This window comes from Bifidobacterium sp. M0353 (assembly GCF_016100645.1).
In the GTDB taxonomy this organism is placed as follows: Bacteria; Actinomycetota; Actinomycetes; order Actinomycetales; family Bifidobacteriaceae; genus Bombiscardovia; species Bombiscardovia choladohabitans.
Genome location: NZ_JACFSB010000001.1, coordinates 975,189 through 999,989, shown reverse-complemented (window position 1 = coordinate 999,989; position 24,801 = coordinate 975,189). Strand labels below are relative to the sequence as shown.

At 62.3% G+C, this 24,801-nt stretch carries 15 protein-coding genes and 1 riboswitch; of the genes, 7 read left to right on the top strand and 8 right to left on the bottom strand.

Going from position 1 to position 24,801, the window contains the following annotated elements; genetic code table 11:
• Window positions 1-251: 251 nt before the first annotated feature.
• The 4 genes from H3V04_RS04090 to H3V04_RS04075 form a co-directional block, all read right to left on the bottom strand.
• Window positions 252-2,696, bottom strand: a complete 2,445-nt coding sequence (locus H3V04_RS04090; protein ID WP_232342453.1) for an energy-coupling factor transporter ATPase — start codon at window positions 2,694-2,696, stop codon at window positions 252-254.
• A 21-nt stretch (window positions 2,697-2,717) separates the two neighbouring features.
• Window positions 2,718-3,344: an ECF transporter S component gene (locus H3V04_RS04085; RefSeq protein ID WP_373564664.1), complete on the bottom strand. Its 627-nt coding sequence runs from the start codon at window positions 3,342-3,344 to the stop codon at window positions 2,718-2,720.
• Window positions 3,329-3,463: riboswitch (FMN riboswitch) on the bottom strand. It overlaps the preceding gene by 16 nt.
• Before the next feature lie 137 nt (window positions 3,464-3,600).
• Window positions 3,601-4,374: a histidine phosphatase family protein gene (locus H3V04_RS04080; RefSeq protein ID WP_198187295.1), complete on the bottom strand. Its 774-nt coding sequence runs from the start codon at window positions 4,372-4,374 to the stop codon at window positions 3,601-3,603.
• 52 nt (window positions 4,375-4,426) lie between these two features.
• Window positions 4,427-5,206: a nitroreductase family protein gene (locus H3V04_RS04075; RefSeq protein ID WP_198187294.1), complete on the bottom strand. Its 780-nt coding sequence runs from the start codon at window positions 5,204-5,206 to the stop codon at window positions 4,427-4,429.
• Between the two features lie 173 nt (window positions 5,207-5,379).
• Between H3V04_RS04075 and ppgK the strand changes: the two genes are divergently transcribed.
• The 4 genes from ppgK to H3V04_RS04055 all read left to right on the top strand — a co-directional run bounded on the left by ppgK (window position 5,380) and on the right by H3V04_RS04055 (window position 11,232).
• Window positions 5,380-6,150, top strand: coding sequence for a polyphosphate--glucose phosphotransferase (ppgK, locus tag H3V04_RS04070; RefSeq protein WP_024626544.1), 771 nt, complete (start codon window positions 5,380-5,382; stop codon window positions 6,148-6,150).
• Between the two features lie 75 nt (window positions 6,151-6,225).
• Window positions 6,226-7,413, top strand: coding sequence for a pyridoxal phosphate-dependent aminotransferase (locus H3V04_RS04065; protein WP_198187293.1), 1,188 nt, complete (start codon window positions 6,226-6,228; stop codon window positions 7,411-7,413).
• A gap of 126 nt (window positions 7,414-7,539) precedes the next feature.
• Entirely contained in the window at window positions 7,540-8,916 is a 1,377-nt protein-coding gene (locus H3V04_RS04060; RefSeq protein WP_232339080.1) for an MFS transporter, read from the top strand.
• Window positions 8,917-8,994: 78 nt separating this feature from the next.
• Window positions 8,995-11,232 carry an exo-alpha-(1->6)-L-arabinopyranosidase gene (locus H3V04_RS04055; RefSeq protein ID WP_198187292.1) on the top strand — a complete coding sequence of 746 codons (2,238 nt, stop codon included), beginning with the start codon at window positions 8,995-8,997 and terminating at the stop codon, window positions 11,230-11,232.
• A gap of 18 nt (window positions 11,233-11,250) precedes the next feature.
• On the opposite strand, the gene H3V04_RS04050 is transcribed toward H3V04_RS04055, so the two are convergent.
• Window positions 11,251-13,509: a hypothetical protein gene (locus H3V04_RS04050; protein WP_198187291.1), complete on the bottom strand. Its 2,259-nt coding sequence runs from the start codon at window positions 13,507-13,509 to the stop codon at window positions 11,251-11,253.
• Between the two features lie 50 nt (window positions 13,510-13,559).
• Here H3V04_RS04050 and H3V04_RS04045 point away from each other — a divergent pair, with 50 nt between their 5' ends.
• From H3V04_RS04045 to H3V04_RS04035, 3 genes are all read left to right on the top strand, one after another.
• On the top strand, window positions 13,560-16,964 hold the full coding sequence (locus tag H3V04_RS04045; protein WP_232342452.1) for a tetratricopeptide repeat protein: 3,405 nt from the start codon (window positions 13,560-13,562) through the stop codon (window positions 16,962-16,964).
• On the top strand, window positions 16,957-19,521 hold the full coding sequence (ligA, locus tag H3V04_RS04040) for an NAD-dependent DNA ligase LigA (RefSeq protein ID WP_198187290.1): 2,565 nt from the start codon (window positions 16,957-16,959) through the stop codon (window positions 19,519-19,521). Before H3V04_RS04045 ends, ligA begins: the two co-directional genes overlap by 8 nt.
• A 69-nt stretch (window positions 19,522-19,590) precedes the next feature.
• Complete coding sequence (locus H3V04_RS04035; protein WP_045935529.1) at window positions 19,591-20,787, top strand: Mrp/NBP35 family ATP-binding protein; 1,197 nt, start codon at window positions 19,591-19,593, stop codon at window positions 20,785-20,787.
• Window positions 20,788-20,920: 133 nt separating this feature from the next.
• Here H3V04_RS04035 and H3V04_RS04030 read toward each other — a convergent pair whose 3' ends face one another.
• The 3 genes from H3V04_RS04030 to H3V04_RS04020 form a co-directional block, all read right to left on the bottom strand.
• Entirely contained in the window at window positions 20,921-22,267 is a 1,347-nt protein-coding gene (locus tag H3V04_RS04030; protein ID WP_198187289.1) for an MFS transporter, read from the bottom strand.
• A gap of 202 nt (window positions 22,268-22,469) precedes the next feature.
• On the bottom strand, window positions 22,470-23,906 hold the full coding sequence (gene glnA, locus H3V04_RS04025) for a type I glutamate--ammonia ligase (protein WP_045935527.1): 1,437 nt from the start codon (window positions 23,904-23,906) through the stop codon (window positions 22,470-22,472).
• Between the two features lie 145 nt (window positions 23,907-24,051).
• The gene (locus H3V04_RS04020) at window positions 24,052-24,786 is read right to left on the bottom strand and encodes a DUF4191 domain-containing protein (RefSeq protein ID WP_198187288.1); all 735 of its coding nucleotides are present in this window, start codon (window positions 24,784-24,786) and stop codon (window positions 24,052-24,054) included.
• Window positions 24,787-24,801 lie beyond the last annotated feature (15 nt).

The window sequence follows — 24,801 nt, the reverse complement described above, 5'->3', positions numbered from 1 at the left end:
GCTCGGCATTCGCTTTTGCCTTATGAGTCCGCCGAAGGGCTCGATCATTTCCTTATATGCATCTCAAGTCTGAGATGCAATCGACAGTAAGTGACGCTAGTGTTCCCGAGTCAGCATTCCATTCATAACGGTCCCTTTGCCCGAATAGCTGACAACTCAGCAAGTTGCGTGATTGAGCACTTAGCTAGGCGCGAAGTAGGTCTAGCTGACTGGAAGGACTGCGGGCTAAGCGCTTGATGCAGCCTTTTTGCTCAGAACAAGGGATGCAACAGCAGGGCCAGCAGGTAGAAGGCCATGAGAGCGATGAACAGGATGTCCATCCTGCCCAGTCGCAGCAATCGGTAGTGGGTGCGCTCTTGACGGCTGCCTTCATAGCAGCGGGCGTCCAGGGCCCGGCTCAGGTTGTCAGCGTGCCGTAGGGCTCCAGCGAAGACAGGGACCGTGATGGCTATGGCTGCATGAAGGCGTTGTGAGAGCGATCCCGACTCGATGGATCCGCCGCGGGCGGCCTGGGCTTCCACGATGGCCTGAACTTCACGTCCCAGGGTGGGGATGAAACGCAGGGCCAATGAGAGGACCAGGGCAATCTCATTGGTGTGAATGCCCAGCCTGGACAGTGGGCTCAGCAGGGATTCGCAGGCATCGGTCATCTGCGTTGGGGTGGTGGTCTCCACCAGAAGCGCCCCCAAAAAGATGATCAGCATGAAGCGGCAGGCATAGAGCACAGCCACCCAAATTCCTCCTGTAGTCAGCACAAATGGACCCCAGGCGGCCAGCCTGCGGCCGGTCTGCGTGACCAAAAGATTGAACAGGGCCAGCAGAAGCATGAGGACCAGAAAGCCTTTGACCGAGTTCATAATGGAACGCAGTGGGGCTCGGGCGGCGGCAAAGAGGCCGACAGTGACCACCAGCGCCAGAACAAGTTGCGCCGGCGTGGAAATGGCGAAGGCGGTGAACATGGCTAGGAGGAAGGTCACCAGCTTGGCTCGCGGGTCAAGTCTTGCCAGCAAGGATGGAGGTTTCTGGTCGGTCTGAGCTTGATTGGTTTCTTGCTCGGCAGTTTCCTTCCCAGCGGCATCCTTCTTCGCTGTATCTGTAGCGAGCAGCTGGTGGTAACGTTCCACGACTTCGGCAGTCGGCCCATAGTCCAGCGTTTCCCCATGCTCCAGGAGTAGCGTCTGGTCGGCCAGATCCAGGGCCTCGCGATCGGCGTGGGTGCTCATGACGATGGTGACCCCGCGCTGATGGAGCACACGAAGCAGCCTCATGATGCGTGCGCAAGCCTGGGGGTCGAGACTGGCGGTGGCCTCGTCCAAAACGAGCAGTTGCGGGCTGCAGGCCACGACTCCGGCGATGGCCACCAGCCGCCGCTGACCCCCTGACAGGTCGAAGGGGGAGCGATCAGCCAGATCACTGATGTCCAGCAGCTTCATGGCCTCATCCACCCGTTGTTGCACCTGCTCGGGCCCATAGCCCAGGTTGTGCGGACCATAGGCGATGTCCTGGGCAACGGTATCCGCAAAAAGCTGATGTTCCGGGTATTGCATGACATAGCCGACCCTTTGGCGCAGAAGCCTCAGGTTCTGGCGCCGCAGATGCTTGGCCTTGGGCCGGTCGGGCCCGGCCAGTGGGAGGCCGGCCACCTGGATGGATCCGCTGTCGGGGGCGGCCAGGGCACAGATGAGCCTGGCCAGTGTGGACTTGCCGGATCCGTTGCGCCCGATGATGGCCAGGGTCTGTCCTGCCGCCAGCTCCAGATTCACCTGACTGAGGGCTTTGCTTCCAGCATCCGGAAAACTGTAAGAGACATCCGACAACTTGACCATGGGACTAGCGTGGTTGCCGACTGCGGTTTTGGCGTCCGTATCTGATGTCCTGCTTTGTGTCAGTGGATTTTGGTCAGGTTCGCCAACAAGGGCAGGTAGATCCTGACTGTTCAGGATCTGATCAGGTCTTCCGGAGGCCACGATGCGTCCATGGTCAAGTACGAGGACCCGATCGGCCTGTCTGGCCTGCTCGAGCAGGTGGGTGATATGGACGACAGTCGTGCCCTGGGCTGTCAGCCGGCAGAGGATTGATTGGATCTCCTGTCGGCCGGCCGCATCGAGCATGGCACCAGGTTCGTCCAGCACCATCATGCCTGGATTCATGGCCAGGCTGCCGGCCAGGGCCAGTCGTTGCTGCTGTCCGCCGGACATGCGGGTGGGATCATCATTCATCCGCGTCTGCAGATCCACCTGCTTCAGGGCCGCTGGTACGCAGGAGAGCATTCTCTGACGGGGCAGTCCCAGATTCTCGGGTCCGAAGGCCACGTCGTCCTGGACGACAGTGGTCACGATCTGGTCCTCGGGGTTCTGAAAGACCATGCCGATGCTCCGTCGCGCCTGCCGGTAGGCTTCAGTGTCGATCCGGCGGCCCTGATCCGGGGTGTCGGAGCAGACCACCCGGCCCATAAGCTCGACCCGGCCTCGGTCAGGTGCCGTCGTACCCGAGAGTATGCTTCCCAGGGTGGATTTGCCGGAACCATTTGCTCCCAGGATGCACAGGTGCTCGCCTGCATGCACCTCCATGGTCAAGTTGTCCAAGGCCCAGGTCTGGCCTCCGTCATAGGAGAAGGAGACCTGATCCAGGCGGGCGACCGTTGTCTTCGAAACCGCAGAATTCGAGCCTGCGGATTGGGTCATGGATGCTGCCATGACGTTCCGAACCGCCGAGGCTTACTTGTTGATCAGCGTGGAGATGGGCTTGTAGATCAGAAAGGTGACCACGCCGTGGATGGCGAACTTCATCAGGTTGAAGGGCAGGAGGATGGGCACGATCATGGCGACCACCTTGGCCATGGACATGTGCGCATAGAAGGGGGTGATCACCACGTTACACAGGATGGCTGCGATCACGCCCAGGATGGCACCGGAAACGATTCCGATGACCGCTCCCTTACGGCTGTGCATCCTGCGGTAGACCAAGGCTGCCGGCACACTCAGGGCCAGTGCCACAATCATCGAGATCAGAGCGCCGAACGGGTTGGTGAACAGGTGCGGTACGAATCCCAGGATGGAGATGATGGCTGCAGCCGCCGGTCCGAAGGCGAAGCCGCAAACCAGCACGACGATGCCTGAAGGGTCGTATTTGAGCCAAGGGGCGGCAGGAAAGATCGGGAAGGAGAAGAAGCTCAGAACCATGGCCAGGGCTACGAAAAGCGCGTAGACCGCGATTCGCTTGGTCGACCAGCGTCCTGAACCGCCTGCACCTGTGGAGTGGACATCGTTGAAGCGCGTGTCCTTGTTTGTAGTGGTGTGTGAATGAGAATTGGGCATGCTCATAGAGGGCCTCGTTTCTTCCATCCGGACTGTAACCGTTGGCTTCGGACTTTGACCGATATCCACCGCTTGCGCGGGTCGCGGGCTCCCGGCATTCAGCCGGATACCGCCAGTAAGGACTTTCACCTTCCCTGAAACTGACGCTTTCAATATAGCTGCGCTCCTTGGAATGGTCAATTCCCTCTTGCTGCTGGTGCATTTGCAGACAGGCCAGGAAGGAAATAAAACCACTAAAAATCTAATGGCCGAAGAAGTGCAGCGCGCTTGAAAGTTCTGCCCGCTACTTGTCCTGACTCCCTGCCTGGAAATACTCCATGGAGCTGACCGGGCCCGCCAAGCGGAAGCCGTCATCCCCATAAATCACCTTGGTGACTGCGGTGTTATCCATGTCAGGGATGGGACAGTGGTCGTCGATGGCCACCAGGAACTGTTGCAGACACATGCCCGAGGAGACCACCAGGACGGGCCCGCCGCCCTCTTCGATGGCAGACTGGGCGATGCGCGTCAGTGCGCCGATCATTCTGCTACGGACCTGGGCCGTGGTCTCAGCCCGATCCTCTTCCTCCAGTCCTGCGGACAGGACGTCCTGGGCATCCAGCCGATGGAAGGTATCCTGCATATGGACGGGAATGTCCCTGCCGTAGGTTGCCTTGGCTGCGGCGAAGTCCTTGAACCCCATGGCGGCGCAGACCTGGTCCAGAGTGGTGCGCTCGTCCCGGCCCTCGAAACTGCCGAAGTTGTCCTCGCGCAGGTCAGGGTCCACGCCCACACGCAGATCTCCATTGCCGGACATGTCAAGGGCCAGGCGGGCCGTTTCATACTGTCGGCTCAGATTTCCGCTCCAGGCCGCACGGAAACGAATGGGGCGCAGTCCCCGGCCGAACTGGCATACATCCTCACGACCTCGCCTGGTCAGGGGGAAATCGGACCAGCCCTGCATCAGATGCATGACGTTGGCCGTCGTCCTGCCGTGCCGGGTCAGGTAAAGGGTTGTCGAACCTGCTTCAGCGCCCGGTTCGGCGACGGATTGTGATGAAGATGCTCCATTGTTCATAGTTCATCACCCTACACGGCCCCCTTGCCGGGTCACCGGGGTACAGCTATGGTCAGGACCTGATGAAACGGCCCCCGTCGCCCCAGGTCCAGGTGCCGCCGCCGGCTCCGATCTGGAAGTTCATTTTGGCTATGCCCAGGTCGACTGCGGACCCGTAGGAGACCGAGGGGTCCAGGGTGGCGATCGCATCGCCTGAATCCTTGTCCAAGGCGAAAACCACCGGCTGTCCGTTCATGGCCGAAGGAGCCTTGGCGGCGGCAGCCACGCCGGCCTTGAACCATTCCGGAGCATCCCGGCGGTCCTGCGCGCTCATGGCTGAGGTCAACTCCTCATAGCTCTTGGAGGGTCGATGCTCGCTCTGTCGTTGGCAAAGCTTGTCGAAGTCCTGGTTGCCGTAGCCGATCTGGTCAGCCGGATAGCCGATGGTGACCACCAGATAGAGCGACTGGCTGGGGGTTATCCGACAGTGGCGCTCGGCCGCCTTACGATCCCAGCTGCCCGACACCCATCCTGTCCCCTGTCCGTACAGGGTGGCGGCCAGAACCATGCGCTCGCCATAGAAGCCGGCTTTTTCCAGGCTTTCCCCTTCATCTTTGGGTCCGACCAGGGCCAGGTAGTTGGCCGCATTGGCCAGGTGACCGGAAGCGTTGTCGGCCGCAAAGGCGTCGGGTTTGCCCAGGACCAGCTGCATGTCCAGGCCACTCAGCGTATTCAGGGCGTTCAGGGTGCTGCCCAGCTGTCTGGCCAGGTCGGGATCGATGGGTTTGGGGTCGTATTCTCTGGTGGTGATGCGCACGTTGACTGCGTCAATAAGCTGTGTATGTTCGGTCATAACCTCATTATCCCACCCAATTCCGCTTCCTGCAGGTTGTGGCACAAGGCCGGCGGAAGAGTCCACGCCTGGTCCGGTTTGTGCCGCTGCCAGGGGTCGCAGAGGCATGGCTTGGGGTACAATCGCTACCGTGCCGGTTCGGACCCTCATCTTTGATCAGCTAAGGAGCAGCAATGATTGAAACAGCGCAGGCTTTCGGAGTGGATATCGGTGGATCCGGTATCAAGGCTGCCCCTGTTGACCTGACGATCGGCGATTTTGCAGAGCCTCGCAAGAAAATTCTGACTCCCGAGCACTCCACGCCAGAGGCTGTGGGGGTTGTGGTCAAGGAGCTCTTGGATCGATTCGAGGTTTCCTCGGATGTGCCTGTAGGCATCGCTTTCCCGGCTCCTGTCAAGCCTGACAAGCCGCTCGATTTCATGGCCAACCTGGACCAGGCCTGGGTGGGTACCAATGTTCAGGAGGTCCTTTCCAAGGCCTGCGGCAGGCCCGTCAGTGTCGTCAACGACGCGGACGCAGCTGGTCTGGCCGAGGTGCAGTATGGGGCGGCCAAGGGACAGAAGGGTCTGGTCATCGCCACGACACTGGGCACCGGCATCGGCACGGCTCTGATATACAACGGCGTGCTGATTCCCAACAGTGAGCTGGGCCACCTGACGCTGGACGGCAAGGATGCGGAAAAGTACGCAGCCTCTTCGGTGCGCGACCGCAAGAAGCTGAGTTATAAGAAGTGGGCCAACCGTCTGACCAAGTACTACCGACTGCTTGAGCACTACTTCAATCCCGATTTCTTCGTCGTCGGCGGCGGTGTCAGTCGGATGAGCGAGAAGTTCCTGCCTCACATCGACATCAAGACTCCCATCGTTGCTGCCAAGTTGCGCAATCAGGCCGGCATCGTTGGCGCCGCCTATCTTGCTGATCTACGGCAAAAGCATCTGGGGTGAGGCAGGGCTTTTTCTGCGACTGTCCTGTATTGGGCGTTCTGGCGACTGCCGGATCGGAGGAGGAGCTGAAGAATCGTGCATTTTTCTCACCGTACCGGGTCCGACCACCCCAATCGCATTGCTCTGGCCGAGTCGGAGGCACGTTCCCAGGGTCTCAAGCTGGGCAGGTTGAATGATTCCAACCCCACGCACTTCGGGCTGGCCCCCTCATTCCTGTCCCAGGTATATGAGGCGGAACCGAGAGGACCTCGTAAGGCCCGACAGGCCCTAGCCGAGTTTCTGACCGGGCGTCAGGAATTGAGCCAGAGCGAGGACGGTGCGGCGGTCGATCCTGATGACCTCTACCTGCTCTCATCCACATCACAGGCTTATTCATGGCTGATGAAGCTCCTCTGCGACCCGGATGACGCCATTCTGGAGCCCAGGCCCGGATATCCCTTGATCGAATCCATTGCCGGCCTGGAATGCGTCCGAACAATCCCATACCGCCTGGCCTACGACGGGTCCTGGGTCCTTGACCTGGCCACGGTAAGGCAGGCCCTGGAGGGGCCTGGAGGCGACCGTATCCGTGCCCTGGTCCTTATCAACCCCAACAACCCCACCGGTTCCTACATTCATCCGGAAGAGCGTCGGTCGCTGCTGGAACTCTGCCAGCGGCAGGGGGTGGCCATCATCGCCGACGAGGTCTTCTTCGGTTATCCTCTGGATCCCCTGCCGGGCCGTGCCCGGCTGGCTGGTGAGGATCGGGTGCTGACCTTCGCCCTGGATGGGTTCTCGAAGAGTCTGGCAGCCCCCCATGCCAAGGTGGGCTGGATCCAGGTTTCCGGGCCCGCAGACCAAGTAGCCGCCGCCAAGCGTCATCTTGACCTGATAGCCGATGACTACCTGCCCATGAGTCTTCTGATCACCAGGGATATGGAAGCCATGCTCTCGGATATTCCCGTTCAGACCAGCCGGGTGGGCAAGCGTATCAGGGGCAATCTCGGAATCCTTAGACAGACATTGAGCCAAAAGGAGTCCTGCGTCTCCCTGCTCAGGCCTGAGGGAGGCTGGAACGTTCTGTTGCGTTTTCCTCAGGTCATCGACGAGGAGGAGCTGATTCTTCGCCTGATTGGGTCCTACGGGTTGACTGGCCAGCCCGGATACTTTTTCGACATGCCAGGCAACGGATATCTGGCCCTGTCGCTCCTGCCGGAATCCTCGGAATTCCGCCGAAATGTGAACTCAGTCGTCTCAGCTATCGGAAAAATAACCTGTTTATAACCCACGTAATGCACTGTTCGCTCCGATAATATGTTCGGAACAATTGCCGGTTATGGAAGGGGGGAGATTGGTACGGCTCAATGATGAGCCACTGATTGCAAGGCTGCACACGAAGGAGTGATAACGATGGTAGACGAAAATAAGGATCGAAGGGGAGGCCCAGCCGACGGGGCTGGTGCCCGGATCGGGGAAAACATCAAGGCCATGGCCTCTGTAGATGAGACCGGAGGTGCTGTGGCGAATCAAGGCGTGGATCCAAGCCTGGCTCCGGATACGGGCAGAAGGCTCAACAGCGCGGAGAAGGTCCGCTTTGCCATTGGGTTCGTCCTGGTATCCCTGCTCTGGGCCGCGCCATTTACCATGGGGTCCGGGGTCCTTCTGCCTCAGATTTTCAATTCCCTGCATGGAGTCAGCGCTGAAGCGGCTCTGGGGACGATGAATTCGATCGGCTGCGTGTTCGCCTTGGTGGCCAACGTTGTTTTCGGCGCTCTCTCTGACATGTCCAGGTTCCGAGTCGGCAAGCGCACCCCCTGGATCGTGCTGGGCGGCATCATCGGAGCCCTTGGCTTCCTGCTGGTCATCCAGTCCCATACACTCCCCATGATCATCTTCGGCTGGTGCATTGTGCAGGTAGGCATCAACTGCCTGATAGCCCCGGCCGTGGCGGTCCTCTCCGACAGGATTCCCGAGTCGACCAGGGGAACCTATTCGGCACTCTATGGGGCCAGCCAGGTCATCGGCCAGCAGCTGGGAACCATCATCGGCAGCTCGTTCATGGCCAACATCCATACCGGCCTTGTAGTCGCCATGATCATCTTCCTCTTCTCGGGCATTCTCACCGTGCTGATCTGGCCCCGGGAGAAGTCGGCTGCCAACACGGTCGTGGAACGGACCTGGGCGGATGTCGGCCGGTCCTTCATACCGCCCACCAAGAATTGCCGCGACTTCTACCTGGCTCTTCTGGGCAGGTTCACCTTCGTCGTCGGCTGCTTCATGATTCAGGGCTACCAGCTCTACATACTGCAGAAGTACTGCCACCTGAGCGATGCCCAGGCCGCATCCACACTCAAGGTCATGGCACTGATCTCGGTGGTGACCACCATCCTGGCCTCCGTGGTCTCGGGCCCGCTCTCGGACTTCCTGCACAGGCGGAAGGTGATTGTAGCCACTAGCTGCCTGATCCTCGCCGTCGGCATACTCTTCCCCTTCCTGATGCCGACCGCCACGGGCATGTACTTCTATGCCGCCCTGGCTGGAATCGGCAACGGCTGCTACATGTCAGTCGACCAGGCGCTGAACGTCGACGTGTTGCCGAACGCCAAGGAGGCGGGTAAGGATCTGGGCATCCTCAACCTGGCCAATACGATCGGTCAGGTGATCGCCCCCGGGTGCACCACGCTGGTCATTGGCGTTTTCGGCGGCTACAGGATGATCTTCCCAGTCGCCATCGTCTGCCTGCTGGTGGGAACCGTCTTCATCATGATGATCCGCAAGGTCAAGTGAGTCTGAAAACCTGTAATCTGGACCTGTGCTGAGCCGCGGACCGGCTAATCGAACCCGAAAACTCGAAAGGAAAAAGACATGACAGAACAAACGCATACCAAAGCCAAGGATCTGGACCTGGAAGAGGAGGCCTCGCTGACCTCGGGGTCCGACTCCTGGCATCTGCAGGGCCTGCCCGACAAGGGCTATGAAGGCTATATGATCACCGACGGCCCCTACGGCCTGCGCAAGGCCACCGGTTCTGACGTCTACGGATCGGTTCCGGCCACTTGCTTCCCTCCGACCGCCGGATTGGCCTCCTCCTGGAATCCTGATCTGACCTACCAAGTGGGCCAGGCCATGGGCGAGGAGTGCGTCCAGGAGAAGGTGGCTGTAATCCTGGGACCAGGCATCAACATCAAGCGAAGCCCGCTGGGCGGCCGTAACTTCGAGTTTTACTCGGAGGATCCTTTGCTGGCCGGGCATGAAGCCGCAGGTCTGGTCGAAGGGGTCCAGTCCAAGGGGGTGGGAACCTCTCTGAAGCACTTTGCAGCCAACAACCAGGAGACCGACCGGCTCAGGGTCAGCTCTGACGTGGACGTGCGCACCCTGCGCGAGATCTACCTGCCGGCCTTCGAATATGTGGTCAAAAATGCCAAGCCCTGGACCATCATGTGCGCCTACAACAAGATCAATGGCGTCTTCAGCTCGGAGAATCGCTGGCTGCTGACGGACGTTCTGCGCGGCGAGTGGGGCTACCAGGGCATGGTCATGTCAGACTGGGGTGCCGTCCACAACAGGGTCAACGCTCTGCAGGCCGGACTCAATCTGGAAATGCCGCCCTCCCGTACCGATGATCAGGTGGTCCAGGCCGTGCAGGCTGGCAAGCTGGACAAGGAGCAGCTGGACCGGATGGCCCAGGGGATCCTGGACCTGATCGACAAGGCCCGTCCGGCCATGTCCCAGCAGGGTTATCGCTACGACGTCCAGGAACACAACGACATGGCCCGTCGCGCGGCCCAGGAGTCCATCGTCCTCTTGCGCAATGAGGACAGGATTCTGCCTCTTGATCCGAAGCAGAAAGTTGCCGTCATCGGCGAATTCGCCCGGACTCCGCGCTATCAGGGTGGAGGTTCCTCGCACATCACACCGACCGAGGTCTCATCAGCGCTGGATGGCTTCAAGGAGGCCGGTGTGAATGTGGACTTCGCACCTGGGTTCACGCTGGACGAGAAGGAACAGGATCCCGCCCTGACCCGGCAGGCGCTTGAAGTTGCGCGCGGAGCCGACACCGTGGTGCTCTTCCTGGGATTGCCTGAAGATGCCGAGTCCGAGGGCTTCGACCGCACCAGCATGGATCTTCCCGACAAGCAGGTGGCTCTACTCAAGGCCGTGTCCGAGGTCAATGACCGGGTGGTCGCCGTCCTCTCCAATGGAGCCGTGGTGACTGTTGCCGACTGGATGGACAAGACCAAGGGCTTGCTGGAGACCTGGCTTTTGGGCCAGGAGGGCGGACGCGCCGTGGTAGATGTGCTGACCGGCGCCGCCAACCCTTCGGGCCATCTGCCTGAAACCATCCCGGTTCGGCTGGAGGACAACCCCACCATCACCTCCTTCCCCGGCGAGGAGGGTCACTCCCGCTACGGCGAGGGCGTCTACGTGGGATACCGCTACTACGACACCTTCCAGCGTCCGGTGGCCTTCCCCTTCGGATTCGGTCTGTCCTATGCCGACTTCGATCTGGATCAGGTTGCGGTGACCAAGACCGGAGCCAACTCGGCTCGGGTGGAGGTGACCGTGACCAACACCTCGCAGGTGGATGGCGCCCAGACCGTGCAGGTCTATGTGGCCCCCTGCGCCAGCCGGGTGAATCGGCCCAGTCATGAGCTCAAGGCCTTCACCAAGGTCTTCCTGAAGGCGGGACAGTCCAGCCGGGTGAGCATGGACCTGACCGAGCGCGACTTCGCTTACTGGTCGACAGCCATGGATGCCTGGCATGTGGAGGCGGGCACCTACCGCATCCAGGTGGGTACCTCCAGCCGCGATCTGGTTGCAGAAGAGAATCTCCAGGTGGATGGCGACGGCCGGTTCATTCCGCTGAATGCCGAATCGACCATGGCCGAGTGGCGCGAGAATTCAATCGGCGGACCTATCCTGCGCGATCGTATCGATCAGGATGGCATACCGCTGCCCGACGATCCCAACACAGCCCAGCTCTTCGACACCATGCCTCTGGCCTCGGTCATCACCTTGTCGGGTGGCGATGGCAATGGCATCGTGGCTGACATGGTCGACCGGTATCACCAGGCCCTCAAGCAGCAGGGTCTGGACTCCTGATATCACTGTCGGCTGGGCTCAGGGTGCTATAAACCAGACGGCTACGTTCATGGCCTGACTGAGGTCGAAGTGCTCCAACAGGACCATGGCGTTGATGAACGTCAGGACCAGTCCAGCCAGACAGGCTAGTGTTAGCAGGCTCATGACGGCCGCTCCCGCTGAGGAGCGGCCGTCTTCGTATGTTGAGGATGCGGTGGCCATGACCACAACAGCAACCAGGCAGATCAGCCAGGCGAAATCGATACTGTAGCGCACCGAGAACCCGCCTAGGTAGGAGTCTGCAGCCATGACCAGGACTGCCAGAGCCAGGGCCAGGATCAAGGCGGGCATCCACCTCCGACGTTGCAGTTCCTTTCGCATCCTGGGCAGAGCAAGAAGTGCAAGGGTCAGTATGAGTACCGGTGTAGTGATCAGCAGCCCGCCTAGGCCGGGTTCGGTGAAGTGCCAGACCTGCATAGGAGCGGGGGAGAATTGCAGGTAGGGGAAGACCGGCAGGGTGGTCAACGGCTGCAGCAGGTAGTAGCCAAAGACCTGAAGCAGGCCCCGGGTGCCGGGATGATAGTTGGTCAGGTCCAGGACGGTCATCTGATACCGGTTGCCGAAGTCCAGCAGGGATCCGAAGCGCCAGCGGTTGTACCAGAGTAGGGGAGCGGCCACCAGGAGGACCGGCAAGAGGCCGCAGACCAGCAGGGACAGCGCCCGCCTCCGAGACAGGTCTGCAGGATGGCTCCTGCGCGTAAACAGGGAGTTGATGACTGCCCTTATTTCCTTGGCGAACAGAGGCAGCGCCAGCAGGCCTGCAGCCAGGAAGGTGGGTCGGCAGCCCAGGGTGGCAGCCACCGACAGCGATCCCAGGAAAAGCCGTGGTCTGGACAGATGCCAGGGTCCGTCCCCATCCTCCACGGTCCACATCCGTGTTGATCCACGACCCGAATGTTCGCCAGTGTCCGCAGACTGTCGCTGGACCCGTCTGGCCCCCATCCAGAGCCAGAGTCCCGTCATGACCGCAAGCAAGGAGGCATCGAAGGGAATCGTATAGAAGTTGCGGCGGCACCAGAGGTAGACCATGCCGGATCCTCCCAGCATGGTTATAAGGGCCATGCCGACAACGGCTAGGTTGACCCGGGGGAACCAGCGGGCCAGCAGGCGGATGGTGGCCAGGACGGTCATGATGGTGGCCGCCGCAACCAGCAGGGCTGCGGCCGAGCTGGTGGGCAGGGCATAGCCGCCCGGATGCACCAGGCTGGTTATCACTCGGTAGGGCAGGAAGAGCAGCAGCACCGGCAGGACACCGAAGTAGGAGTACCAATGGCCGTTCCGGTAGACGTAGTCCCAATATATGGGTTGCTGGTCCTGGGCCAGCAGCGCGTTGCGGGTGGCTATGTCGAAGGGGTTTGCTGCCTGGGCCAGACCCGGTGCCTGGCCAAGATCCAGCCAGGGGCGTCCATGCAGCAGTGCCCGGGCCACGTGATCGTACTGGTTGAAGTCGTAGACATAGGCATGCGGCTGGTGGTAGGCCATGGGAGTGAAGGTGGACAGATCGTGCTGGATGTTCCAGCAGGACCAGGCTGCCAGCGGAGCCAGAATCAGGGCCAGGACCAGGCGCTGGCCCACCGAGCCAGTATCCAGCCGTATCCGCCAGAGGACCGAGCCGGGCAGGTAGCCCAGGATCAGCGCCGCCATGCAGGCCAGCATCAGTATCCGCGCCGGGTTGAGGTCCAGGGGGACCACCCTGACCGGAGTCATTCCGGTCAGCTCCAGCCGGGATCCGATGGGCTCCTGTATCCACAGTCGCATGGCCTGGATCCGGGCTCCGCTGGGTTTGCCCCTGATGCGCAGATAATGGCTGCGGGCCTGACCGGGGCAGATCAGCCCTCGGGTGCCATGGGTCCAGTCCCTGTCGCCGGCCAAGTGTAGGTCGAGACGTACATGGATCTGCGACAGGAATGAACCCTCGATGTCCTCTGCAAAGTAGGCCTGGGCGAAGGATGCCTGTCCATCTGCGACAGGGACATCCACCCAGGCGCCAGCCGGATCGGTGACTTTCAGCCCCCCGCCATGCAGCCGGGACAGCCCTGGTCCCAGCCGGTCCGGTCGGAATTCAATATTGTCTGCAGTCCCTGCCGAAGAGCCCGATGTGGAACCCGCCAACGACTGCCAATGAGCCAGGTTGAATACCCCCAGTTCGAGGATGAGCACAACAATAAGTGCTACCAGCAGTCGGATGGTCGTGCCCCTGGCCGGGGCGGGGCGTCGCAGGGCTGGCAGAGTCATCACGGTTTTATTCTAACGGCGACATGTCGGGCTGGATTGGGACAATCAAAGGTATGTCCAAGAACGCGAAGAAGTCCCGGGGGTTCGGGAATCTGTCCGGCCTGGGCCGTTCCATTCTTTCCGCACTGGAAGGACTGGTAGGCTCCTCTCGGCCGACCATAGGGGGTCGCGGGGATCGTCCCCTGGATTCTTCGGTGGCCGACATGGTCAATCTGATCAACCGGACGGGGCGTCATCCTGACGATCGGCAGATGCGCGAATTTCTGGCCTCCCACAGCCGTATCCTGGGTATCGCTGTCAAGCGCCGGCTTTTTCCTCGGCTGCAGGGCGTGCCTGAGGGGCTGACGCTGGGCTGGGTCCAGTGGCCTGACGCGCCGGGCCGCGGCTTCGCGCTGGGGATCTTCACCGATCGTCGTCACTTTGCCCAGATCGCTCTGGCCGACGACCATGGCCGTGTCTTCATCGGCGAGCAGGGTCGGATGGACCTGCAGAACATGGAGCCCGCCTTCCTGCTGGGTCGGGAAGAGGAGGTGACCCTGGCCGACGGTCGCCGGCTGGGTCGTGATCCGGGTCAGGATTCAGGGCCGGTCCGGGCCCTGCAGGGTGCTGTAGCAGGCCGTGACGATGCCGGCCACATGCGCTGGCTGGCCTCCTGGCTGCGAGCCGATGGGCGCTATTCGCTTGAGCAGCTGCGTCCACTCCTGCCCCCGGAGATGCGCCTGGACCTGGAATACCGGGATGCCGTGGCCATCGGCTTCTTCGCCGCCTATCTGCTGCCGCGCATCCAGGGAACCTTCACCGGGTTCGGCTCGGGCAACATCTTCTACCGGCTCAACCGGGAGGCGCCCATGGGAGCCATCCGACGCAGCGTGGGCGACATGATCCAGGCGCGCTCCCACGGACAGCGGGTCTCCGGCCTGGAGGATCTGTTCGCCGACCTGATGCGCGAAGCCGGGGCCTTATCACCTGTCTCCGGTCTTGAGGCTGTTCACGGGGCCGAACCCCTGCATCTATACGCTTCCTCTTACTCCGGCGCCTACTTCCTGAGCTGGGACAACGGACTGGAGTTCACCGCCGCCCTTGCAGCCCTGCGCATCGAGGGCAATCTCAACAGGTTTGCTGCCGTCAGTGCCTGGCTGGAGCGCAATGCCCGCCTGGGGACGCTGCCCACTGAGGACTCGATCAACCGCGTCCAGGCAACCCGGCTGGACCAGGCACTGTTGGAAGATCCTGCCATTGTCGCCCTGATGCGCCCGGGAGACTATCCGATTCGCTTCGACCCCCTGGAGGACGATGGGCGGACCGCCATCAACGCCATGGTCGGCAAGGCCGCAGCAACCGCTGCCATGGTCCGTCAACAGGCTCCCCAGGCTCTGCCGGTGCGAGCGGACGGCCAGGGTCAGGAGCCGGTGCGTTCCGAGTGGGTCTACCGGCAGACGCTGTCCATGCTGATGCGATCCCTGCGGCTGCCCTTCCGCTTCGATGTGGAGTTCAGATCCAACCTCGCCCAGGGGAAGGTGGCCCTGGCTTTCACTGCGGCAGGACGCACCATGATGCCATCCAGCCGCTATGAGGACCAGTCACGGGCCTGGCGGGACCTGGACGACGGCGAGCGATCCGCCATGAGCGCTGACTACAACCTGCGCGTCGGGCTGATGATGGCCGCCCTGGCCTTCGGGGTGGATCCTTCCGTGCGCGAGGTCAGCCTGCAGATCGACTCAATCGGTCTGGAGGAGGCTGTCGACCAGCAGAACTCGGCCATCAGGACCATGATGGGACAGGCCCTGGAGGCCTTTGAGCGCATGCGTTCCGGCGAGGTGGCCCCCACTGGGTCCAAGGCTGATCCCAAGGATGGCGACGTGCACGGCGATCCCACCAAGCCCATTGCCTCACGTATGGCTCCTGAGCAGCAAGAGGGCAATGAGGAGGACAAGGCAGGGGATCAGGGTGAAAAGGAATCCGTGGATCGAGAGTTCAAGGATCTTATGCAGGGCGTGGACCTTGACTCTGCCGCCTTTGCGCCGCCGTCGTCAGCCAATGATGATGCATCCAAGGAGGATGCCTCGGATGAGGATGCCTCTCAGGATCAGACTGACGAAGATGCATCCCAGAATCCGCTCAGCGCCCTGCAGAGCAATCCGACCATTCGCACACTTGTCTCGGTGGTCTTCAGCAGGGAACTCCTCCTCTCCCGCATCCGTTCGCAGGGGCTGAAGGATCCACGTGCCATCTACCGCTTCTTCGATGCGGCCATGCGGGTGGATTCCCAAGGCGGGCTCAAGCCCACCGAGGCCGTCTTCGACATGCGCGATGACCACTTCAGCCCTCATGGCAGCCAGGAGGAGCCCGAGTTTTCGGAGGTGGCCTTTGCCGACAAGTCTGCCAAGGCCCTGGGCGCGCATAAGGCCGTGGACCTTTCCATCCAACGGGCCGACCTGCTGCAAAGGGCTGTAGGAGGTTTCCATCAGCTGGCTTCGGACCGGACCATGACTTCGGCAGCCAAGGCCCAGGAAGCCACGAGCATCATAGAAAGCATCGGTGACCCGGAGCTGGAACAGCTATCCCCACAGGTTGCCAGCGCCATGATCGACGGCACCCCTGTTCCAGACTTCGACTTCTCCTTGTCCTCCCAACTGGACAAGGAGCGTGTCAGGGCCCGCGATCTGCTCTTTTCCGGCGGAGCGGCCCAGGGCATACAGGTGGAGCAAGACGCTATCGCTCATCTGGATGCCGTCTTTGCGGCCGAGGGCCAGGTGCCCCGCTACTTCAATTCCTACGCCGAGCGGGTGGTCTATAACCGCCTCTTCGCCACACCGGGGGAGCGTACCCTGCTCATTCCTGACAACCTCTTCTACGCCCACCTGGAGATAGCCGACCTCCTGGCCCAGCTCAAGGAGGACCAGGCAGCCCTCAAGCATCTGAACGCCATGGTGGCCTATGCGCCCGCCTACCCGCTCTCCCACCTGAAGCTGGCGGTCATGCTGGCCAACCGGGAGGACTGGGATTCGGCCCGGGCTGCCACCTTGAACGCCCTGCGGGTGGCTCTGGACAGGGACGATGCCTCCTTTGCCTATTACCGTCTGGCCTATGCCTCATGGATGCGCGACGAGTTCGACGTGGCTGCAGCGGCCTATCTGATGAGCGAGCACATCAGCCCCGACCGGATACCGGCCCTCAAGAGTGAGCTGGCCGAGCTGCAGGCCAGGGCCCGCTCCCAGTGCGTTGTCCTGCCCGAAGACCACAGGCAGGCTCGACGGGTGCTGGCCGAACATGGCCTGCCGGTCTGGCCTCACACCGAGGTGGCTTCGATAGTGCGCCAGGCCGCGCGCATCTGTGTGGACGGCGGGCTCTTCGTCCCGGCCCGGACCCTGTCAATGGCGGCCGCCAGGATGAACGACGACGATAATGAAGGTGTTGATGTGGTACAGGCACAGTTCATGAGGTCGCTCAATGCATGACGGAACAGCTCAGAAAGATATTCAGCAAACCAGTGATGAGGGCGGGAATGCCGAGTCCAGGCCCAGGCCGGGCACTGACCGATGGATAGCCTCCCTGCAGCCTGACGATGCTGATGCCATGCGACTGGGGGAACTTGACCTTGACTCCTTGGGAGCCCAACAGGCCCAGCGTCTATGGTCCAGGCTGGCCGCCTGGGTGGAGTCCGACCAGGTCGCCTACTACATAGACGATGCGCCGGTCTCCTCCGACGCGGCCTATGACGCCAGGATGCGCTGCCTGCAGGAGCTGGAATCCCGCTTCCCCAGCCTGGATACCCCCCAGTCGCCAACGCACCGGGTCGGAGGGACCTTCTCCAACGACTTCGCCTCCGTCCGCCACCCCTCCCGGATGCTCAGCCTGGATGACGTTTTCAGCGTCGCCGAGCTGCGCCAATGGTATGACGGGCTTCGCAACGAGCTCGACTGGCCGCAGGACAAGGCCCTGCCCATGACCAGCGAGGTCAAGATCGACGGCCTGGCCCTCAACCTCCTCTACCGCAACGGGGTCCTGGAGCAGGGCCTGACCAGGGGGGATGGGGTTACCGGCGAGGATATCACCCTCAACGTCAGAACCATTCCGGGCATTCCCCAGAACCTGTCGGGCCCGGCCCGCGACATCCCCGAGTTCGTGGAGGTCCGTGGTGAGGTCTTCATGCGGTTCGACGACTTCAATGCCCTGAACGAGCAGCAGGAACAGGAGGGCAAGGCGCCCTTCGCCAACCCCCGCAATGCCGCCGCCGGGTCGCTCAGGCAGAAGGATCCGCGCATCACCGCCAGTCGCCGTCTGAGCTTCTACGCCCACGGCCTGGGTTCCCTGAGGTGGGGCCCGGCCCACCCCAAGGGGACCCACGACGAGGTCATCGACCAGTCCCAGGCCTACGACCTCTACAAGCAGTGGGGGATTCCGGTCTCGCCCCACAACCGGGTTGTCACCTCCTTCGATCAGATCCTGGACATGATCGACTATTACGGTCAGCACCGCAATGACATCGAGCATGCCCTGGACGGCATCGTGGTCAAGCTTCAGGACCGGGATCTTCAGCGTAGGCTTGGAGCCACCTCGCGTGCCCCCCGCTGGGCCGTGGCCTACAAGTACCCTCCGGAGGAGGTCAATACCCGGCTTCTGGACATCACCGTCCAGGTGGGCCGGACCGGGCGAATCACCCCGGTGGCGGTTCTCACCCCGGTTACCGTGGCAGGTTCCACAGTATCCAGGACCACCCTTCACAACGCCTCCGAGGTCAAGCGCAAGGGTATTCTGATCGGGGACACGGTGGTGGTCCGCAAGGCGGGCGATGTGATCCCCGAGCTGGTCGGACCGGTCGTCGAGGCCAGGAAGGGACGTGAGAAGGATCTGAGGTCCTTCGTCATGCCCGAGACCTGCCCCAGCTGCGGCGCCCGCCTGGCTCCGGCCAAGGAGGGCGATGTGGACATCCGCTGCCCCAATGTGGAGTCCTGCCCGGCCCAGCTGACCGAGCGGATCATTCATATGGCCTCGCGGAAGGCCCTGGATATCGAGCATCTGGGGGAGCAGAGCGCCATAGCCTTGACCAACCCCGATGAGAACCGTCCCGATTCCGTGGAGGTCTATGCTCCCGGCCTGCGCGAGGTCCTGGTCGACCAGGGCGGCCAGGCAGCCCCCTACCAGCCGGACCCGGACCTGAGGCTTCCACCACATCAGGATCCGGTTCTGACCAGCGAGGCGGGCCTGTTCGACCTGAAAGTGGAGGACCTGCGCCAGGTCTATGTCTGGCGTGAGGTTCCCCTGATGGAGCAGGTGGAGGTCGAAGGCCGACAGGGGCACACTACAACAAAGCGCCGGACTGGCGGCAGCGGTCTCTGGTACCGGGTGCCCGCCTTCTATAACCAAGGCGAACGGACCATGAACAGTCATGAAACCCAGGTCCAGGAGGCCGCCCTGGGCAGTGCCGATGCCCAACCATCCAGGAACACCCTGCAGATGCTCGAAGAGATCGACAAGGCCAGGCATGCCGACCTGTGGAGGGTCCTGGTGGCCCTGTCCATACGGCACCTGGGACCGACCTCGGCCCGGGCCATAGCCACCCGCTTCCCGTCGCTCAAGGCAGTGGAGGAGGCCAGCGTGGAGGACCTGTCCGAGCTGGACGGGGTGGGCCCCGAGATCGCGCACTCCATCCACGACTGGTTCCAGGGTGCCCGACAGCCCGGCGACTGGCGCGGGCGCATCCTGGATGCCTGGCAGGCTGCCGGGGTGGGCGCTCACGTGGAACGCAGCACCAAGCCGCAGACCCTGAAGGGCATGACCGTGGTGGTCACCGGCAGTCTGGAGGACTTCTCCAGGGACTCCGCCAAGGAGGCCATCGTGGAGCGCGGTGGCAAGGCCTCGGGGTCCGTCAGTAAGAAGACCACCTATGTGGTGGTGGGCGCCAACCCGGGATCCAAGGCTGACAAGGCCGAGAGTCTGGGCCTGCCCATCCTGGACGAGGCAGCCTTCCACCGTCTGCTTGACACCGGTGACCCCAACCCGGCCCAAGCCTGATTGTGACATTCGCAATATCCGACCAGCCGCGCCCTGGCAGCCGATGGCTGGGCGCGATATGGTGACGGCATGGAACAAGTAGAGCATCGCAAGGAAGGGACCCGGAATCTGGAGGAGCTACCTCGAAGAATCAAGGGGGAGGTCTATGAGCGGCTCAGCCGGGTCATCGATCCGGAACTGGGACGGTCCATCACCGATCTTGGCATGATCACCGACATCATCGTCGAGCCAGCCAGGGATGCCCAGGCCGACTACGAGGTGACCGTACGGGTGGAGCTGACCATCAAGGGATGCCCATTGTCGACCACCATCACCAACCAGATCAACGGGACCGTGACCTCCTACCCGCGAGCCCGGCTGCGCCCGCATATCGATGTCTCCTCCATGAGTCGGGAGAAGCTGGACAACCTGGTGGCCGACCTCAAGGCGGCCCGGCGCAGCAATCCCTTCTCCAAGCCTGGCGTGGGCACCCGCATCTTCGCCATCGCCTCCGGCAAGGGGGGCGTGGGCAAGTCCTCGGTGACGGTCAATCTGGCTGCCACCTTGGCGGCCCTGGGCTATGACACTGCCGCCATCGACGCTGACATCTACGGATTTTCCCTGCCTGGGCTCTTCGGCGTGCACAGTCGGCCCACCAATCTGCATGGCATGCTGATGCCGGTGACCGCCTGGGGGGTCAAGCTGATCTCCATCGGCATGTTCGCCGGGTCGGACCGGGCCATTCTCTGGAGGGGTCCGCGCCTGCAGCGCTCGCTGGAGCAGTTCCTCTCCGATGTCTGGTGGGGGGACCCCGACGTGCTCCTGCTGGATCTGGCCCCAGGCACCGGGGACATGGCCCTGTCCGTGGCCCAGGCCCTCCCCAACAGCCGGCTGATCGTGGTCACCACCCCCCAGCCATCGGCCTCTCAGGTGGCCGTGCGTTCAGGGCTGGTGGCCCTGCAGCTGCCCACCAAGGTCCAGGGTGTGATCGAAAACATGTCCTGGTACGAGCACAATGGCGAGCGTCTGCGCATCTTCGGTCAGGGGGGAGGCCAGCGTGTGGCCGACCAGCTGACCCGGGATCTGGGGTATCAGGTGCCCCTGCTGGAACAACTGCCCCTGCAGACCGACCTGCGCGAGTCGGGGGAGTCCGGACGTCCGGCCGTGCTCAGACCAGATGGTTCCCTGGACGATTCTCCGCTGACCAGACGGTTTGTGGACCTGGCCAAGACCCTGATGGCGGGTTCGGAGCCCGGCGATGCCCATAGGGCAGCCGATGAAGACTGACTTTAAACGAGGACTGACTTTCAAGAGGTAACTCAGTCTGTCGGACTGGTCATTGAGGGTATGCCTTTTTGACCGCTCCTCGAATCGACCGCCCCTCAAAAGTTGTTGGTCCGGTGCCGTGCCTTTCCCGAGGTCAGACGGCGGCCGGGCTCTTCTGGCTGGTGATCTGCCGCGAGGGGATGGCCAGGAACCAGGGGACGGCCAGCACGACCAGGCCGATGGCGCACATGGCCAGGAAGGGAATGGTCTCATGCCCTGCCAGGATGTAGGAGGCGAACATGGGTCCCACGATGTAGCCCAGGGAAGCGGCGGTGTTGAGCAGGCCGAACATGCGCCCGCTGAACGAGGGTCCGGCCAGCTCGGCGGCCACCACCGGCTGGGAGATGCCCATCATGACCTCGCCCAGTCCGAAGATGGTGATGCCCAGGGATGCCACGCTCAGGGCGCCGGCAGTGGAATCCAGGCGCAGGCCCAGGACGATGATCACCCAGGCCGCAGCCCAGAAGACCGGTACGGTGCGCAACATTCGCACATGGTTGGCGTCCTTGAGGCGGGGCAGCAGCACGATGTTCATGATGACCACCGAGAAGGTGTTGACCACATCCACCACCGACAGGGACCAGCGGGGGATGTGCGGATCGGAGATCAGGGTGGTGACCAGGCCGGCGTCGAACTGGGAGTAGCCGAACAGGTCCATGAAGAAGGTGCCCAGGGTCAGCAGGGCCATGGATGCCAGCACCCTGGTCAGGGAGCTGGTCCGCCCGCCGAAGGTGCCGTTGATGGCCATGCTTGCTTTGTTGTCCGACTGCTTAGCCTGCAGGGCGCCGGTGGCCCCAGCGGATTCCTGGACGACCTCCCGCTCCGCCTGGGCCTTGAGCTCGGCCGTCAACCGACGCAGCTGCCAGTGGCGTTCGATGACCAACAGGGACAGGCTGAGCAGGGCGAATCCCAGGGCCCTGCCGCCGAAGCCAATGCGATAGAGGAAGTCCTGACCGCCTGCGGCCAGCAGTCCGCCCACGGCCGCTCCCAGGCCGATGCCCAGGTTGAGCTCGGCCTGGTTGATTCCGTAGACGATCCGGTGTTGCTCCCTGGTGGAGATCTGCGTCAGAATGCTGGCCCAGGAGGTCTGCATGCCCATTCCCAGGCCAGAGACGAAGGCGCCCGCCACCGCTGCCCGGTAGTCGTGGGCCATAGTGAAGATCAGGGGGCCGATGACCGAGAAGATCATGGCCGTGTGCATGGCCAGCCAGGAGGAGCGACGGTCCGAGACCCATCCGATGATGGGGTTGGAGATCAGGGAACCTACCGAGCTGATGGTCACCAGAAGGGCGGCCTCGCTCATGGTGGCGCCCAGGGAGTGGGTGGCGAAGAGCAACTCAATGGGCATGACCAGGCCAATGCCGAAGTTGCACATGAGGTCCACGATGAGCATGGCTCGCAGATATACGGGCAACTCCATGAACTCACGCAGCCAGCGCATCGGTCTCCACCTCCATCGGATCTGTTTCCATACCTCTCCTCATTCTGGCCTGACCGCCTGCCGGTATGCCGGGGCTGGCGTGTTGCCATCAATGGGCGAATGCCGATGGTTGTGTGACGACGCAAAAGGCCCGACCCCTCAGCAGGAAGGATCGGGCCTTTTGCGACCTGTCCGGTCAGCCGGCCTTGGTCGTCATGCGAACTCAGATGTGGAAGTAGAGTTCATACTCCAGGGGGGTGGGGGCCAGACGGGTCTGGTCCAGTTCACCGCGCTTCAAGTCCAGCCAGGTCTGAATCAGGTCGTCGGTGAAGACGTCGCCCTCGCTGAGGAAGTCGTGGTCTTCCTCCAGAGCGTCCAGGGCCTCCTCCAGGGAGCCGGGCACCTGCTTGATCCGGGCGTGCTCCTCCGGGGGCAGCTCATAAAGGTCCTTATCGATGGGGGCCGGGGGCTCGGTGTGGTTGAGGATGCCGTCCAGTCCTGCCATCAGCTGGGCCGAGAAGGCCAGGAAGGGGTTGCAGGAGGGGTCGGGGGCGCGGAACTCGATCCGCTTGGCGGCAGGAGAGGTGCCGGCCAGGGGGATGCGGATGGCGGCCGAACGGTTCCTGGCCGAGTAGACCAGGTTGACCGGGGCCTCGTAGCCGGGCACCAGCCGCTTGTAGGAGTTGGTGGAGGGGTTGGTGAAGGCCAGGACGGACGAGGCATGCTCAATCAGGCCGCCCACATACCAGCGGGCGATGTCGGAGAGACCACCGTAGCCGTTCTCGTCGTAGAAGAGGGGCTTGCCATCCTTCCAGAGGGACTGATGGCAGTGCATGCCGGTCCCGTTGTCCCCGGCGATGGGCTTGGGCATGAAAGTGGCCGCCTTGCCGGCCAGGGCAGCGGTCTCGTGGACCACGTACTTGTATTTCATCAGGTCGTCGCCAGCGTGCAGCAGGGTGTTGAAGCGGTAGTTGATCTCCTGCTGGCCGGCGCCGCCCACCTCGTGATGTGAGCGCTCCAGAATCAGGCCCACCTTCTGCAGGTTGGCCACCATGTCGTCGCGCAGATCCTGGTAGTGGTCGATGGGCGGTACGGGGAAGTAGCCCTTCTTTACCCGGTTCTTGAAACCGATGTTGTCGGAGCCGTCCTCCTCGACATCCACGCCCGAGTTCCAGGGGGCCTCGATGGAGTCGACCTCGTAGAAGGAGCGCTGCATGCTGTTCTCGAAGCGGACCTTGTCGAAGATGAAGAACTCGGCCTCGGGAGCGAAGGAGGCCGTGTCGGCGATGCCGGTGGAGCGCAGGTAGGCCTCGGCCTTGGAGGCGATCTGCCGGGGGTCGCGCGAGTAAGGCTCGTCGGTCACCGGGTCCACGATGGAGAAGGCCACATTCAAAGTGCGGTGGCGCCGGAAGGGATCCAGGTAGGCTGTTTCAGGATCCGGAATCAGCTTCATATCGGATTCGTTGATGGCTTGGAAGCCTTGGACGGAGGAGCCGTCGAAGGCCATGCCGTCCGTGAAAGCCTCTTTGAGGAATTCGCTGGCGGGGACGGTGAAGTGCTGCTGGACCCCGATCAGGTCCGTGAACCTGACTGAGACATATTCCACGCCCTCCTGGTTTATCAGAGCTTCGCAATCGGCCTTTGACTTCAGTTCTCTCACTGAACTGCTCCTTTCGTGGAAACCGTAACGGTCCCCCAGTCTAGGGGACCGGTTTTTTCGGCAATGCGCCACTGAGGTTACGGGGGTGTTTCATGCGAAGGTCCCGGCGCCTTCCTGGTGGAAGATGCCGGGACCTTGGAAAACATCAGCGCCCGCGCATGGCCTTGCGGCTGACGTGTATCCTGGTCGGATCGATGCCCTTGGGCATTCCCAGGGCGTTTTGCCGCTTTTGCAGGGTGACCAACCGGTCGTTCAGGGTCTCCAGCTCGGTGGCGGTCAGCTTGATCTTCTTCTTGACCACAGTGCGCTGGAGCTTGTTGAGCGGGACCTGGTCTGGGCCGTGGCCAACGCTGATCCGGTAGATGGGGATGGCAGACCCGCGGGTGATGCGGCGGATCTTCTCCTCCTCGCGGTTCATGGCCTTGTTGACGCGGTTGTAGTCGCCCTCGGCTATCAGATAGACCCCGGTGCGACCGGTGCCCCTCCAGATGGCATCCTTGGTCTTGGCGTCAATCCAGACGGGTTCCTGGGGGAAGGAGAAACCTGCCTTGGAGATGCTGCTCAGGACGGCGGCGGCAGCGCCTGGACGACCCTCCATCTTGGCGTAACCGACACGGTCTGATCGCCTGGTCAGGGTCATGGTGGCCAGAAGCAGGCCGACCATGATGCCCAGAAGCACGGTCAGGATCCAGGACAACCAGCCGAAGTGGGCCAGCAGGCAGATCACCACTGCTATCAGGGTGGGTACCAGAATGGCCGCGGCCAGCAGCCAGGGAAGGGCCTTGTCCTCTTCATAAGTGAATTGGTAGATCTTGACGATCTGGCTGATCGTACTGGTCTTCTTTTTTGCTTTTTTGCCCTTGGTGTCCTCTGTAGCCATGCCATCCTCACTTGG

Bases quoted from the DNA above. Each gene is read 5' to 3' on its own strand.
- H3V04_RS04090 (WP_232342453.1), bottom strand. From the start codon at position 2,696: ATGGCAGCATCCATGACCCAATCCGCAGGCTCGAATTCTGCGGTTTCG.
- H3V04_RS04085 (WP_373564664.1), bottom strand. From the start codon at position 3,344: ATGGAAGAAACGAGGCCCTCTATGAGCATGCCCAATTCTCATTCACAC.
- H3V04_RS04080 (WP_198187295.1), bottom strand. From the start codon at position 4,374: ATGAACAATGGAGCATCTTCATCACAATCCGTCGCCGAACCGGGCGCT.
- H3V04_RS04075 (WP_198187294.1), bottom strand. From the start codon at position 5,206: ATGACCGAACATACACAGCTTATTGACGCAGTCAACGTGCGCATCACC.
- ppgK (WP_024626544.1), top strand. From the start codon at position 5,380: ATGATTGAAACAGCGCAGGCTTTCGGAGTGGATATCGGTGGATCCGGT.
- H3V04_RS04060 (WP_232339080.1), top strand. From the start codon at position 7,540: ATGGTAGACGAAAATAAGGATCGAAGGGGAGGCCCAGCCGACGGGGCT.
- H3V04_RS04055 (WP_198187292.1), top strand. From the start codon at position 8,995: ATGACAGAACAAACGCATACCAAAGCCAAGGATCTGGACCTGGAAGAG.
- H3V04_RS04045 (WP_232342452.1), top strand. From the start codon at position 13,560: ATGTCCAAGAACGCGAAGAAGTCCCGGGGGTTCGGGAATCTGTCCGGC.
- ligA (WP_198187290.1), top strand. From the start codon at position 16,957: ATGCATGACGGAACAGCTCAGAAAGATATTCAGCAAACCAGTGATGAG.
- H3V04_RS04035 (WP_045935529.1), top strand. From the start codon at position 19,591: ATGGAACAAGTAGAGCATCGCAAGGAAGGGACCCGGAATCTGGAGGAG.
- H3V04_RS04030 (WP_198187289.1), bottom strand. From the start codon at position 22,267: ATGCGCTGGCTGCGTGAGTTCATGGAGTTGCCCGTATATCTGCGAGCC.
- H3V04_RS04020 (WP_198187288.1), bottom strand. From the start codon at position 24,786: ATGGCTACAGAGGACACCAAGGGCAAAAAAGCAAAAAAGAAGACCAGT.